The 14,495-nt window shown below is 36.8% G+C and carries 14 protein-coding genes; 8 read left to right on the top strand and 6 right to left on the bottom strand.

From position 1 onward, the window contains the following. Positions 1-55 precede the first annotated feature (55 nt). Complete coding sequence (rlmE, locus tag NGC85_RS04365) at positions 56-706, bottom strand: 23S rRNA (uridine(2552)-2'-O)-methyltransferase RlmE (RefSeq protein ID WP_034711187.1); 651 nt, start codon at positions 704-706, stop codon at positions 56-58. A 230-nt stretch (positions 707-936) separates the two neighbouring features. On the opposite strand from rlmE, the gene yhbY reads away from it, so the two are divergent. Both yhbY and NGC85_RS04355 read left to right on the top strand, forming a co-directional pair. Beyond that, positions 937-1,263, top strand: coding sequence for a ribosome assembly RNA-binding protein YhbY (gene yhbY / locus NGC85_RS04360; protein ID WP_254804957.1), 327 nt, complete (start codon positions 937-939; stop codon positions 1,261-1,263). Positions 1,264-1,268: 5 nt separating this feature from the next. Further along, complete coding sequence (locus tag NGC85_RS04355; RefSeq protein WP_254804956.1) at positions 1,269-1,805, top strand: DOMON-like domain-containing protein; 537 nt, start codon at positions 1,269-1,271, stop codon at positions 1,803-1,805. A 48-nt stretch (positions 1,806-1,853) separates the two neighbouring features. Here NGC85_RS04355 and NGC85_RS04350 read toward each other — a convergent pair whose 3' ends face one another. After that, positions 1,854-2,390 (bottom strand): hypothetical protein, encoded by a 537-nt coding sequence (locus NGC85_RS04350; RefSeq protein ID WP_254804955.1) that lies wholly within the window; start codon positions 2,388-2,390, stop codon positions 1,854-1,856. A 517-nt stretch (positions 2,391-2,907) separates the two neighbouring features. On the opposite strand from NGC85_RS04350, the gene carA reads away from it, so the two are divergent. From carA to NGC85_RS04325, 5 genes are all read left to right on the top strand, one after another. Then, the gene (gene carA, locus NGC85_RS04345) at positions 2,908-4,047 is read left to right on the top strand and encodes a glutamine-hydrolyzing carbamoyl-phosphate synthase small subunit (RefSeq protein ID WP_254804954.1); all 1,140 of its coding nucleotides are present in this window, start codon (positions 2,908-2,910) and stop codon (positions 4,045-4,047) included. Between the two features lie 14 nt (positions 4,048-4,061). Beyond that, on the top strand, positions 4,062-7,295 hold the full coding sequence (carB, locus tag NGC85_RS04340; RefSeq protein ID WP_005063016.1) for a carbamoyl-phosphate synthase large subunit: 3,234 nt from the start codon (positions 4,062-4,064) through the stop codon (positions 7,293-7,295). A gap of 90 nt (positions 7,296-7,385) precedes the next feature. Then, positions 7,386-7,862, top strand: a complete 477-nt coding sequence (gene greA, locus NGC85_RS04335; RefSeq protein WP_005055289.1) for a transcription elongation factor GreA — start codon at positions 7,386-7,388, stop codon at positions 7,860-7,862. Positions 7,863-7,925: 63 nt separating this feature from the next. Then, positions 7,926-8,549, top strand: coding sequence for a CatB-related O-acetyltransferase (locus tag NGC85_RS04330; protein ID WP_254804953.1), 624 nt, complete (start codon positions 7,926-7,928; stop codon positions 8,547-8,549). A gap of 232 nt (positions 8,550-8,781) precedes the next feature. Further along, positions 8,782-9,219, top strand: a complete 438-nt coding sequence (locus NGC85_RS04325) for a universal stress protein (RefSeq protein WP_254804952.1) — start codon at positions 8,782-8,784, stop codon at positions 9,217-9,219. 56 nt (positions 9,220-9,275) lie between these two features. Here NGC85_RS04325 and NGC85_RS04320 read toward each other — a convergent pair whose 3' ends face one another. After that, complete coding sequence (locus NGC85_RS04320; RefSeq protein ID WP_005055299.1) at positions 9,276-9,788, bottom strand: hypothetical protein; 513 nt, start codon at positions 9,786-9,788, stop codon at positions 9,276-9,278. Positions 9,789-9,894: 106 nt separating this feature from the next. Continuing rightward, on the bottom strand, positions 9,895-10,212 hold the full coding sequence (locus tag NGC85_RS04315) for an MGMT family protein (RefSeq protein WP_005063024.1): 318 nt from the start codon (positions 10,210-10,212) through the stop codon (positions 9,895-9,897). Positions 10,213-10,305: 93 nt separating this feature from the next. On the opposite strand from NGC85_RS04315, the gene NGC85_RS04310 reads away from it, so the two are divergent. Continuing rightward, complete coding sequence (locus NGC85_RS04310) at positions 10,306-11,037, top strand: metalloprotease (protein WP_254804951.1); 732 nt, start codon at positions 10,306-10,308, stop codon at positions 11,035-11,037. Here NGC85_RS04310 and NGC85_RS04305 read toward each other — a convergent pair. Together NGC85_RS04305 and NGC85_RS04300 are read right to left on the bottom strand one after the other, a co-directional pair. After that, positions 11,034-12,764 carry a CapA family protein gene (locus tag NGC85_RS04305; RefSeq protein WP_254804950.1) on the bottom strand — a complete coding sequence of 577 codons (1,731 nt, stop codon included), beginning with the start codon at positions 12,762-12,764 and terminating at the stop codon, positions 11,034-11,036. The genes NGC85_RS04310 and NGC85_RS04305 overlap by 4 nt on opposite strands. 19 nt (positions 12,765-12,783) lie before the next feature. Further along, the gene (locus NGC85_RS04300) at positions 12,784-14,448 is read right to left on the bottom strand and encodes a poly alpha-glucosyltransferase (protein WP_254804949.1); all 1,665 of its coding nucleotides are present in this window, start codon (positions 14,446-14,448) and stop codon (positions 12,784-12,786) included. Between the last annotated feature and the right edge of the window lie 47 nt (positions 14,449-14,495).

The raw sequence follows: 14,495 nt of genomic DNA, 5'->3' as shown, positions 1-14,495 counted from the left end.
AAAAACTTAAAAGGTACAAAATGCACAATTTTTAACAACTTGGCAAGTACACTTTTTATCGCAATGCTTTTTTACGACCTTGACCAATCAAAAATACTTCCTTTGATCGGGCACGTGATGCCGCAGGTTTAGCTGTTTTTAATACATCAAAACTATCGACCACTTGTTTTCTAAACTCATCAAATCCAGTACCTTGGAACACTTTAACAATAAACTGTCCGTTTGGTCCGAGTACTTTCTGAGCAAAATCCAAAGCCAATTCACATAAGTAAATCTGACGCGGTTGATCAACAGCCCTATTACCTGATGTATTGGGGGCCATATCTGAAATTACAACGTCTACTTGACGTCCATTTAAAATATTTAACAATTTTTCGAAAACTTCTTCTTCACGGAAGTCGCCTTGCAAGAAAGTTACATCTGGAAGTGCATCCATCGGTAAAATATCTGAGGCAATCACTAATCCATTTGATCCAACCAGTTTACCTGCAATTTGCGACCAACTTCCGGGTGCTGCACCGAGGTCAACAATTGTCATGCCCGGTTTGATCATTTTATATTTTTCTTGGATTTCAAGTAACTTGTACGCTGCCCGTGCGCGATAACCCTCTTTTTGTGCTTTCTTTACAAAAGGATCATCCAAGTGCTCTCTCATCCACACACGGCTGCTTTTCGACAATTTTTGATTGGTAATGCGCGTCGCCATAACTCACTAAATTTCAAAAAACTTCTGATTGATCATTGTACGTGAAAATTATTCTTATTACAGTACGGATGTACTTCATTCACACGAAGTTTTACAGATTTTTTTCGATCAACTCAATTGTTTAATCCGACCATAATTTCACACAATTATTTGAACCACTTGCCTGCCTGAGCTATCTAAGATTTAGGATGCAAGTTATACTAAGTCGTTTTTCACATTAGGTACTTTTAATGCCGGCTTTATCTATCCATGAACGTAAGCGTTTACGTCAAATTGGTCATGCTCTTAATCCTGTTGTCATGATTGGCAGCCAAGGTCTTACAGAAAACGTCATTGAAGAAACAAATCGTGCGTTAAATGATCATGAATTGATTAAGGTAAAAATCGCTGGTGAAGATCGTGATGCACGCGCCGCTGTGATCGATTCAATTGTTGCAGCAACAGGCGCTGAGTCTGTACAAAAAATTGGTAAAATCGTTTTGCTTTATAAAAAGGCAGCAAAACAAAACCAAAATCTTTCTAACTTAGTCCGTTTTGCTCACTTAAGTAATAAGTAGTCAGAATGGCAAGTTATGAACTTTGCGCTTTTGATCGCTTTAATGCTATTACCGTTGTCGGAGCGATTGAGCAACAAACACCAGCCACATTAAATGTTGGTTTTTGGGTTCGTGATCCCAATCAATTTCTGATTTACCCAGATCAAGTTAAAGCACATCCTCGCCAAGACTTTTTATGGGAACACACTTGCTTTGAGATTTTTATAGGCGTGAAAGATGAAGATTTCTATCGTGAAATTAATCTCTCCCCATCTGAAGCGTGGCAAGTGTATCAATTTGAAGAATATCGCTTTCCAGAAAATATGCCACCCGTTGCCGCATATGACATTGAGTTGAACCGCTTACAACGTACGCATTATGGTTTGAATGTAAGTCTAGATTTATCTCAATTTATGCAACAAAATAAATTGAAGTGGTCTGATTTATACTTGGGTTTAACTGCAGTTTTTAATACCACTCAAGGTATGCATTATTTTGCAATGCAACATAGTAGCCCCCAAGCTGATTTTCACAATAAACGTGATTGGCTACACCATTTATAAACAAAAAAGCGAGAAATAAATTTCTCGCTTTTTTATGCCCGCTAAAAATTAGCTTGCACGTACTTTATTCCAAGCTTCGACCGCTTGTTCTTTAGTTCGCTTAAAGCTACCAACCAAAGTATCTTTATGCTTTACAGAAATTTGACTAATGTCATCTTTCAACTCTTTGCTCACTTTGGTTAAATCTTCAATCAAAGCATTTAATTCAGTTTTTAAAGCATTGGTTAATTCAACCAAGTTACCTTGAGATGAATTAAGTTGAGTTTTGATCACATCAATACGTTCTAAAAGGTCTTGCTTAATTTGCGCAAGCTGATTTTGGATGTTTTGATTCAGTTCTTTCGCTTCAGTCTCAATTTTCTCTTGAGTTTCAGCAATCACTTCTTTTGCTTGCTCTTGAGTTTCCGCAATCACTTCTTTTGCTTTTGCTGTTTTTTCTGCAACAACTTCTTTTGCTTTTGCAGTTTTTTCAGCGACTACTTCTTTGACTTCTGCTGTCTTTTCCGCAACAGCTTCTTTCGCTTTTGCAGTTTTTTCAACGACAACGTCTTTCACTTCTTCAGTAGTTGTTTGATTCTCAGCCATTTTGTATCCCCTCTATATTGATTGTTGCTTTTTTGGCTATCTATAAGATAAATCTCTTACGAAATTAATCGCTAAAAAATTGTCAGACAATTTGCATAATATCTCAAGATATAGATAGATGGATGATAGATTTAGCCATAGACCGTTTTGTATATAAATTCTGATCTTATCTTAAAATATTGCTGTTTTTATAATTGTTAAACCTTATAAAGCTACTGAATAAAGTTACTCTAGGGAAATATACCTTTAAAATTTAATTCATATAGAGATGCAAGACCCTTTAAATTTGATGCTTTGTTTTGAAATATTTGATGTTGAAATTGGAATCAATCAATTCATCAGTATTAATAAATAAAACACATAGACTTTTCACGCACTCATGCGTATAATGCGCTGTTAAGTTACAAGCGAGCAGACTGGAAGGAGGGGCGTGTTTTTTAAGGACAGCCTGCCTTTTTTATGTCTTCTCGCTTTTTTACAGCCCTATTTTTTGTGGTTTTAGTTCAGGAGCTTTGGTTTGAGCACCCCCGCCATTTTAGCCCTCGCAGATGGAACGATCTTTAAAGGAACGTCTATCGGTGCGCCAGGAAGTACGACTGGTGAAGTCGTTTTTAATACAGCCATGACAGGCTATCAAGAAATTTTGACTGACCCAAGTTACGCGCAACAAATTGTGACGCTGACTTATCCTCATATTGGAAATACAGGCTGTAATAGCGAAGACGTTGAATCTGGTCGCATCCATAAAGTATGGGCGAACGGTTTGATTATTCGTGATCTTCCTCTATTGCATAGCAATTTCCGCGCAGAACAATCTTTAAGTGAATATTTAATACAACATAATGTTGTTGCTATCGCTGACATTGATACACGTAAACTGACACGTATTTTACGTGATAAAGGCGCGCAAAATGGTTGCATTCTTGCTGGTGAAAATATCACTAAAGAAGAGGCAATTGCAAAAGCTCGAGCTTTCGGTGGTTTAAATGGTTTAGACCTTGCCAAAGAATGCTGTGATCCGGAAGGTTTTGAATGGACTGAAGGTTCTTGGGGTTTAGGTGAAGGGTTTTCACAACCAGAAACTAAATTTCATGTGGTTGCATACGATTATGGTGTCAAAACCAACATCTTACGTATGCTTGCAGACCGTGGTTGTAAATTGACTGTTGTGCCTGCACAAACCCCTGCTGAAAAAGTGCTCGCTTTGAATCCAGATGGTGTGTTCTTGTCAAATGGTCCGGGTGACCCAGCGGCATGTGATTACGCAATTGCAGCAGTAAAAACCATTGTTGAGACCACAACTTTACCAGTCTTTGGTATTTGTTTAGGTCACCAGATCTTAGCGCTTGCTTCTGGTGCGAAGACCATGAAAATGAATCATGGTCATCACGGCGCTAACCATCCTGTACAAAACCTTGAGAATGGTACTGTAATGATCACTTCTCAAAACCACGGCTTTGCTGTTGATGAAAGCACCTTACCTTCAAACTTAAAAGTAACGCATCGTTCGTTGTTTGATGGTACAAACCAAGGTATTCATCGCACTGATAAACCAGCATTCAGCTTCCAAGGTCACCCTGAAGCGAGTCCTGGTCCACACGACTGTGCCCCATTGTTCGATCATTTCATCGAATTAATCGAAGCAGCTAAGAAATAATTAAGGAGCGAATAATGCCTAAACGTACGGATATTAAAAGCATCTTAATTATTGGTGCAGGTCCAATTGTGATCGGTCAAGCATGTGAGTTTGATTACTCAGGTGCACAAGCATGTAAAGCACTTCGTGAAGAAGGTTACCGTGTAATTTTGGTGAACTCTAACCCAGCGACCATTATGACTGACCCTTCAATGGCGGATGCAACCTATATCGAGCCAATCACTTGGCAGACTGTTGCACAAATCATTGAAAAAGAGCGTCCAGATGCAGTCCTCCCAACGATGGGCGGTCAAACGGCATTAAACTGTGCGCTTGCATTAGATGCCAACGGTATTTTAGAAAAATACAACGTTGAATTAATTGGTGCATCAAAAGAAGCGATTGAAAAAGCAGAAGATCGTAAACTTTTTGACATCGCAATGCGTAAAATTGGCTTAGAGTGCCCTCGTGCCGATGTTGCAGAAAGTATGGAACATGCACTGGAAATTCAGTCGCGTTTCGGCTTCCCAGTGATCATTCGCCCATCATTCACGATGGGTGGTTCTGGTGGCGGTATTGCATACAATAAAGAAGAATTCATTGAAATCTGTGAACGTGGTTTTGATCTTTCTCCAACTAAACAATTATTGATCGATGAATCACTGATTGGTTGGAAAGAATACGAAATGGAAGTTGTTCGTGATAAAAACGACAACTGTATTATCGTATGTGCGATCGAAAACTTTGACCCAATGGGCGTTCATACAGGTGACTCAATCACTGTTGCTCCTGCTCAAACATTGACAGATAAAGAATATCAAATCATGCGTAATGCATCGGTTGCTGTTCTACGTGAAATCGGTGTTGAAACAGGTGGTTCGAACGTTCAATTCGGTATTAACCCGAAAGACGGTCGTATGGTTGTGATAGAGATGAACCCACGTGTTTCTCGTTCATCTGCACTTGCATCTAAAGCAACTGGTTTCCCGATTGCAAAAATTGCGGCTAAACTTGCGGTTGGCTATACCCTTGATGAATTGAAAAATGACATCACAGGTGGTATTACCCCTGCAAGCTTTGAACCAGCAATTGATTATGTTGTTACAAAAATTCCTCGCTTTAACTTCGAAAAATTCCCACAAGCTGAGCCTGTGTTAACCACTCAGATGAAATCTGTGGGCGAAGTCATGGCAATTGGTCGTAACTTCCAAGAGTCTGTACAAAAAGCGCTTCGTGGTCTTGAAGTCGGCGTAAGCGGCTTTGATGAAAAAATCGAAGTAGGTACAGCTAATGCTAAAGACATCATCTTAAAAGAACTTAAAGTTCCAGGTCCTGATCGTATTTGGTATGTTGCTGATGCATTCCGTCATGGTTTTTCATTAGATGACGTATTTGAAGCAACCAAGATTGATCGTTGGTTCTTGATCCAAATCGAAGACATTGTTAAAGCTGAAGCTCAAGTAAAAACTTTAGGTTTTGGCGACTTAAATGCTGATAATATCCGTTCATTCAAACGCAAAGGTTTATCTGACCTTCGTATTGCTGATTTGATGGGTATTTCACAAAAGCAATTCCGTAAACAACGTTGGAATTTGGGTGTATATCCAGTTTACAAACGTGTTGATACTTGTGCTGCTGAGTTCGAATCTGACACAGCTTACATGTACTCAACTTACGATGAAGAATGTGAAGCGAATCCATCGAGCCGTGACAAAATCATGGTCATTGGCGGTGGTCCGAACCGTATTGGTCAAGGGATCGAGTTTGACTATTGCTGTGTACATGCTGCCCTTGCAATGCGTGAAGACGGTTATGAAACAATTATGGTCAACTGTAACCCTGAAACGGTTTCAACTGACTATGACACATCCGACCGCTTATACTTCGAGCCAGTAACACTTGAAGATGTACTTGAAATCGTACGTATCGAAAAGCCTAAAGGAGTGATCGTACAGTACGGTGGTCAAACACCTTTGAAATTGGCACGTGCTTTAGAAGAAGCAGGTACACCAATTATCGGTACATCTCCTGATGCAATTGACCGAGCAGAAGACCGTGAACGTTTCCAACAAATGATTCAACGTCTACAGCTTCGTCAACCAAACAACAGCATCGTGAAATCTGCTGAAGAAGGTATTTCAGAAGCAGCAAAAGTGGGTTATCCACTGGTTGTTCGCCCATCTTATGTATTGGGTGGTCGTGCAATGGAAATCGTTTATAACGAAGATGAACTTAAACGTTATCTTCGTGAAGCAGTACAAGCGTCTAATGAAGCGCCTGTCCTACTTGACCGTTTCCTTGATGATGCAACTGAAGTTGACGTGGACTGCGTATCTGACGGTAAAGATGTTGTGATTGGCGGTATTATGCAGCACATTGAACAAGCAGGGATTCACTCTGGTGACTCAGCATGTTCAATTCCGCCTTACTCACTTTCACAAGAAGTTCAAGATGAAATGCGCCGTCAAACTGTTGCCATGGCAAAAGAGCTTGGCGTAATTGGTTTGATGAACGTTCAGTTTGCAGTAAAAGGCAACGACATTTATATCCTTGAAGTGAACCCACGTGCATCACGTACCGTTCCTTTCGTTTCTAAATGTATTGGTGACTCTTTAGCAAAAGTTGCAGCTCGTTGTATGGCGGGTCAATCTTTGGAATCTCAAGGTTTCACCAAAGAGATTATTCCGAAGCACTTTGCAGTGAAAGAAGCTGTATTCCCATTTGCTAAATTCCAAGGCGTTGATCCAATGCTTGGACCTGAGATGAAATCTACAGGTGAAGTAATGGGTGTAGGTGAAACTTTCGGTGAGGCATTCTATAAAGCCGTACTTGGCTCAAATGAACGTTTACCGGGTTTACCGACTGAAGGCGAAGTGAAATATGCATTCTTATCAGTTCGTGAATCAGACAAGAAATATATTGCTAACATCGCAAAACAGTTAATCGCTTATGGTTTCAAACTTGTTGCAACTAATGGTACTTACCAAGTATTGCAAGAAGCTGGACTAGCGTGTGAAGCAGTGAATAAAGTAACCGAAGGTCGTCCACATATTGTAGACCGCTTGAAAAATGGTGAAATTCATCTTATTGTCAACACAACTGAAGGTAAACAGGCTCAATATGACTCTGCGATGATCCGTCGTGCTGCCCTTCAAGGCAAAGTGTATTACACTACGACGATTAATGGCGCAGAAGCTGTTTGCCAAGCATTTGCTGTGAAATTGCCAATGGATGTATACCGCTTGCAAGATTTACAAACTGTAGGTTAATTCTTTACCGATAAGTCCCGCCACCTTATCGGTGGCGGGCTTTTTCTTTTTTAAATCCTGTATTTTCCCAACCAATTTAGAGGGACTGAAATGCAACGTTATCCTATGACTCCTGAAGGCAAGGTTGCCTTAGAGAAAGAATTACAACAGTTAAAAACAGTTGATCGTCCACGTATCATTCAAGCGATCGCGGAAGCTCGTGAGCACGGTGACTTAAAAGAAAATGCGGAATATCATGCTGCTCGTGAACAGCAAGGTTTCTGCGAAGGTCGTATTCAGGATATCGAAGGTAAATTGGGTGCTGCTCAAGAAATTGATGTCAGAACACTTGAGCAAAATGGTCGCGTCGTTTTTGGTGTAACGGTGACGATTGAAAATCTAGATACAGAAGAACGTAAGACCTATAAAATTGTTGGCGATGATGAGGCAGATTTTAAAATTAATAAAATCTCAGTAAACTCTCCAATCGCTCGCGGTTTATTGGGTAAAAGCGAAGGCGACGAAGCTAAAATTCAAACACCGCAAGGTGAAGTTGAATACGAAATTGTGAGTGTGGAATATATCTAATTCCAATTCATTAGCCCCTCTATTTGAGGGGTTTTTCTTCTCAAAGCATTCTATGGAAAAGCAATGGATACACCACTGATCAACTCTCCTGTTAAACATTGGTGTGAGTTCGAATTTATTTCAAAAACAGTGAAAAATCCGAATATCCATATTAAAGGTAATTACTCTTATTATTCTGCTTATTGGGATCAAGGATTTGAACGTTGTGTAGTACGTTATTTACATGACAAACCCTCTACAACAGAGAAGCCAATAGACCAACTTCATATTGGTAATTTTGTCTGCTTTGGTGCTGAATGCGTGATTATTATGGGTGGCAACCAATTGCACCGCCCTGACTGGATTTCAACCTTCCCTTTTGATACACGTAGCTTTCAACCTGCGGGTGATACAGTCATTGCTGATGGTTGCTGGATTGGCAGCCGCGCCATGATCATGCAAGGCGTTAAACTGGGGGAAGGTGCTGTGGTGGCAACAGGCGCAGTGGTCACCCAAGATATACCACCTTATGCTGTTGTTGGCGGGGTTCCTGCTAAAATTATCAAATACCGTTTCTCTGAATCTGATATTGAAAAGTTGCTCTCGCTCAAACTCTATGACTTAGATGAAAAGCAGATTTTAAAAATGCGTGAAGAATTGCAGACGGATAATATTGAAAGGTTAATACAATATCTCAAAGAGAATTAATATAGCTTTTATATAGAAATCATAGCTATATCTCGCATCTAGTTTTATATAGATTTCATCTATTTTTATTTTGATCATATCCTTTAAATAATAATATTTACGATCATTATCCCTATAAAAATACTAGGTTTTATTTCATGAAGAATAAGTTTACTATGAGTAAAGAAGCACATTTAATCTAATTTTTATAAGTGAAATTGATCTGTAATTTTAATAATAAGGAGTAATAACCATGGCTTATCAAAAAATCTTAGTTGCAATTGATGATTCAGAAATTTCAGTGAACGTCATTCAACAAGCAGCTCAATTAGCTAAAGCCCTCAATAGTGAAATTACTGTCGTTGAAGTCATGACTTTAGACCCTTATTTATCTGAAGCCTACCTTCGCATGGGACAAAGTAATGAATTAATAGAGCGAGTTCGCTCATATGTTCAAGAAAATCTCACTAAAGTAGAAAAAAAGTTCGAAGAATTAGGGTTAACAGTTGCAACCCAAGTCTTAGAAGGTTTTTCAATCCACGATGAAATCATTGGTGCAGCTCAAAATCTAGGTGCAGATTTGATTATTATGGGTTCGCATGGTCGAACTGGTATTAAGAAATTTATATTAGGTAGTGTGGCTCAAAAAGTACTGGGTGAAAGTCATATTCCCGTTTTGGTTATACGATAATAATATTGTTATTAAATCAATGAAAAAAGCATGGTTATTCACCATGCTTTTTTAAACTATTGCGATTGTAGCTTAATCGGCTTTGCCTTATCCAATATATCTTTAGGTAGTTCTTCTGTCGAAACGATCGTTAATGATTGTGTATTCGCTTGAAGATTTTCTTTATTTAACTCTTTAAGAGCAACATTGGTTTCTTTCGTGCTTAAGCTATACATTGCACCAGTAGCAGGATCGATAATTAATAATCCTAAAACCCCGCCAAAGAGAATATTTCCAACATACCAACCATTCACATGAGCTGAAACATTAACAGTTTTAGTTTCAAAACCTTCTTTTTCAAAGATAACAGTATATTTTTCAGGTGAGAAAAATCCTGAGCTTCTTTTTAAACTTACTGTAACAGGTGCTTTACCCACATGAACTTTTTTACCTGCTTTATTTAATATTGTAATATCACTTAATTCAGGTGTACTTTCAAAAGTCATTGTCTGTGAACTTCCAGACATAATACTTGCACAACCAGATAAACTAAGAACTGCAACCCCGAAAACTGCTGATAATTTTTTCATTTAAATACCAAGGACACTTAATGTACATTTTATGTATTCAAATTGTATTTAAAAAGTAATAAACTTTCAATACTCTAACTTATTGTTTTTTATTTTAATTAAATTATTAAGTATTCCAACCAAATGTTTTTAAATTGACTTTATTATTTAATAAATAAATCCCCTCTTCATTTAATAAAATTTTTTGAACATTCTCTCCTTGTTCATTTAAACGATGAACACTAATTTTTCCTTGAGAATTAATCACACGATGCCAAGGAATTTTACTTTGGCTGTCTAAATGTTTTAAAACATATCCGACTAAACGTGCATGTTTTGGTAGTCCTGCTAACTTTGCGACCTGTCCATAACTTGCAACTTTACCATAAGGAATTAGTGCAACAACTTCCAGTATTTGTCGTTGTAGTTCATTCGTATCTTGCATAAAAGAAACCATCAAAATCTGATAACATCATATCGATCACAGTAAAAATTATGAACAATAACTAAATCTTTTTGTGAGTTTAGAGTATAAAAAATGCGATTAAAAATTACATTGCTAACATTATCGAGTCTTTTTTTTCTCAATTCATGTACGACTCAAAATAAACCGACAGTGAAGATAAGTCCTTATAAATATCAAGCGGATTCTGAAGGTCGCCTACCCGTCGTTTATGTGAGCTTTATTTTCACTATAAATAGACCTCAAGCCAAAATACTTGATACTAGGCTGCAAATGTATAAAGAACTTGAAATTCTAAATCGATATTTTCTCGATGAAAATAATCAGAAAATCTTTAAATTCAAAATCAATCACTATTATTCTTACCATGACTTTACCAAGCGAAAATGTGACTTAGCCAATCAAATCAACCAACCTACGTCGATAGTGACGGATCATATTCCAAATGCAGTACGTACTTGTTTTCCACGACGCAAAAGTAAAGAGGTTCTTTTTATTATTTATGATGCTTATAACGAGAAGTTAAAATATAGCGATGTCACCAGTTGGGGCTTTCGAAATCAGGGTCAGCCTTTTATTTTAATTGATTGGCAACGTCTAAACTATCAAACACAAGCCGCAACAGTACATGAAATGGGACATGCTTTTGGATTAGGTCATGTATGTACACCCAAAGCAACCAAGACCACGCCCACAAATATTATGAGTAGTTATGATTGCAAATTAGGCAGCGGTGGCTTACGCAATTTAGGTTTCAATGATGAACAACTAAAAATTATATTAGACAATTATAAAAAATATCCCTAAAAATCAATTTGGATATAAAAACCAAGTTGATCTTGATCTAATAGATATTGCTTATGATCCAAATGATTGGTCAGATAACTTTTCACTTGATCAAATTGCATAGCATCTACAGGATAAGGTTGCCAAAATGTTTTGAGATTATCGGTAAATATTGGATATAGTTTCACAATCCCCTCTTCTAAATTTAATCGTACGATGATCCCGTAAGGCAAAGCATGATATTTATCAAATTCACCATTACTATTAAACACAGCATTACCAATTCCAAAAATGACAGGCTTATGATTTAAAAATTTAATGGGTTGAATGGTGTGCGCACCATGCCCAATCACTAAATCAACGCCCATTTGCGTAAATACATGTGCTAACTTTTCTTGTTCAATATGTACCGGTTGGAAGTCAGTCCCCCAATGGCAAATCACAATGATTTTTCGATCAGGAAACTTCATTTTGTATTGCATAATTTGTTCAAACATCACAGCATTTAAACACGCAACTCCACTGGATTTCCCTAACGCATAAAACTGATAATCACGATATGCACTTTCTCTATGCCAATAACCATTAAAAATCGCGCAAACTTTCCCGCCTTGATGTATTTCTAAGTATTGATGAGCGTGTTGTTGATCTTCACCTACACCTACAAAATCAATCTTCTTTTGTTTTAATTGATCTAAGGTATATTTTAAACTGACTTCACCATAATCTTTTGAATGATTATTCGCGAGACATAAGGTGTTGATATGAATGCGCTTAAATTCGGCTAAAGTTTCATCTGCATCAGCACCTAAAATAAATGCTTTTATATGTTCTAAATCAGACTTTTGCTCTACATTGAAGACGGCTTCAAAGTTAGCAATATTCACGTCTTTTTCATTGAAAAATTGTTTTATCTTTTCAAAAGAATATTGATAACCATATGTTTGTAGTGCATCCGTCACTCCCTTATTTTTTCTTAATTTTGTATAGTATTCCCCAAAGTAGGTATCACCAATAATATTGATCCAATCGCTTTTCGCTTGGATTTTTTTAGTAGGTGCTAATAGTCCTGCATGAAAATAATGATAATAAGGCGCAAGATGATCAATTCGATGTAAATGATCGAGAAGTGAGAAAAAACCAATACTCTGGTTTTCGTGCCGATATGAAAAATAATAGTGATGTTGTTGAGCAGACATATAAACAATCGCATCTAATTGTTCACAGCTGAGTAAGCTGCTTATTGGTGAAATCCGCTGATCCGCAATGGTAAGTTGCTTAATAAAAACTTTATCCAATAGCACTTTAGATAAAGCGAAAATAGCTTTGGCGAGATGATATAAATTTTTAATACTGTTTAAAATATTCTTGTGTTCAAAATCAATATTTAGATCATATCGTTTGGCTTTATCAAATATTACCAATTGTGCTTGTGCAGAATTTCCAAATAGAGAGCTCACAAGTATATGCTTTGTCTCAATATTCCGATTGAAAATAAAATATTGTAATAACTTAATCAGCGAACAGTCTTGTAATGTCTTTTGAACTGAAATATTGATTGCTATGCAAACCTGAGCATCACAGATGATATCGTCTAATCCTATTTTGCCTTGCTCAATCTGTTCTAAAATTAAAAGGATTAAAATCCAGTCTGAACAATCAACTAAAATTTTAGTTTGCCAAATAGGATGCTGAAAATCCTCAGCACCGAGGAAATTCATCATTTTAATTTCTTGAGGAATACTCATTTAAATTTCCCTCAATCATTTAGTTTTGAAAATGCTGAACATAGGCGATGTAGCCTGAAAGATTATGTTCTTGATCGTCAATACGTACTCGAAAACGATCATGACGGACATAAAATGCATTCAAAATTTTAGCCGGCTGTGCCATGTACATTGCAACTTCAGGATAAAAGAATCCTGTACGTTGAAACTCTGTGCGAAACTCAATGAGTTTTTTTAAATCTTCAAACTGTGATTTTTCAAATAAAGAACTCAGTCCTAAATCTTGTATACGAATAACCATTTGATAGGCAGCCATCATCATTTCTAATAATGTGGCATAAGTAGTTTTTCGATTACGAATGAAAATTAAATGTCTTAAATAATTATTCAGACCAAATTGGAAATATTTTTCATCGGGACAAATTTTTGTGAGTTCATTGGTACAGTAACTTAGCCAATGATCATGGTAACGATCATATTTTTCGGAAATAAAGCGCTCAAACATTCGTTTAACCACATCGAGTAATTGCTGATCTGAATCTAGCTGGTACAAGCGTAACAATGCTAAGGCTGCTTCACCATCATAGTAAATAATTCGGAATTTTTCTTTCACCTCATAACTTGGATAATGCAAAACATGCGTTGTTTCTCCAGTGTTATTAACTAAAGTTAAAATCCCCTTTGCCAAAGCTTTGGCATAATTAAGATAAGTACCGTCACCAGTCACTTCTTGATATTTTGTCAGCATTAAAATTGCCGCCGCGTTAGCGCCTAATTTAATTTCATCTAATTGATCTAGAGCTACGCCATCAAGTATGTAAGCAAGCTGAGGTTCTTTTTCGATATAAAAGTGCTTTAAAGCATATTCAATTGATAGCCGTATTTTAGCCAAATAAGCTTGATCAAAATGGATTGCTAATGTCTCTATCAATGCATAAGTAGAAGTACAATGTCGAACCGTATTGTAACTGCGGATCTCACGGTCATAGGCTGGAAAATATCCATACACAAAACGACCATCATCTTGAATTTGTTCAATGAGAAACTCAGCATTGCCCTGAATGAGACTCTTCAAATGCTGTTTTTTATCTCCCTGTAAATAACGAACACCATTTTCCGTAAATTGACTCTGTAATTGAATAAGCTGCTGATTTTCATATAGCACAGCATAGGTATCAAATGTCCAAACTTGCTCTATGTCTTCTAAGTTTATTTGTTCATATTTATTTTGATATTTTTTTGCGATCGCAGTATTTAAATTATCTTCATCAATAAAATTAGGCGTATCAAAACTTTTTGCGCGAATGATGGTTTTGCCATATAACTCTTGCTCTAAAAAGCACAGATGAAAGTGCTCATCAAAGCTAATGCCTTTTCTAAAATGATTATTATGAAATTGGTTTTTTAATATCGAATCAATATTTTGCCAAGTATCTTTTTTAATATTAAAAACTAAATCAAATTTTAAATATTCTAACCGTTCTTGGTCTTGATCGAATTGCTGGTCAAAGAACTTAAAAAGTTGTTGTTGTACAACGTCGATCTCATCATAACTAGAATTCCAAACGCTACAACGTTGCGTTTTATCTCCATAAGAATAAAACAGCACTGTCTTATTTAATTCTGTGTATTGCATTAACTGTTTGAAATAGTGATTTAATTGGCTTTTAAGTTGTTCAATTTCTGAAATCATGATGATCTGCATTTTTTTCAATTGTTAGAATTTTTCAATGTTTTAATCAAGATAGCATA

The sequence above is a fragment of the Acinetobacter sp. Z1 genome (assembly GCF_024296945.1).
Lineage (GTDB): Bacteria > Pseudomonadota > Gammaproteobacteria > Pseudomonadales > Moraxellaceae > Acinetobacter > Acinetobacter beijerinckii.
Note: the sequence above shows the minus strand (reverse complement) of the source record. Positions and strands in the feature narration are given on the sequence as shown.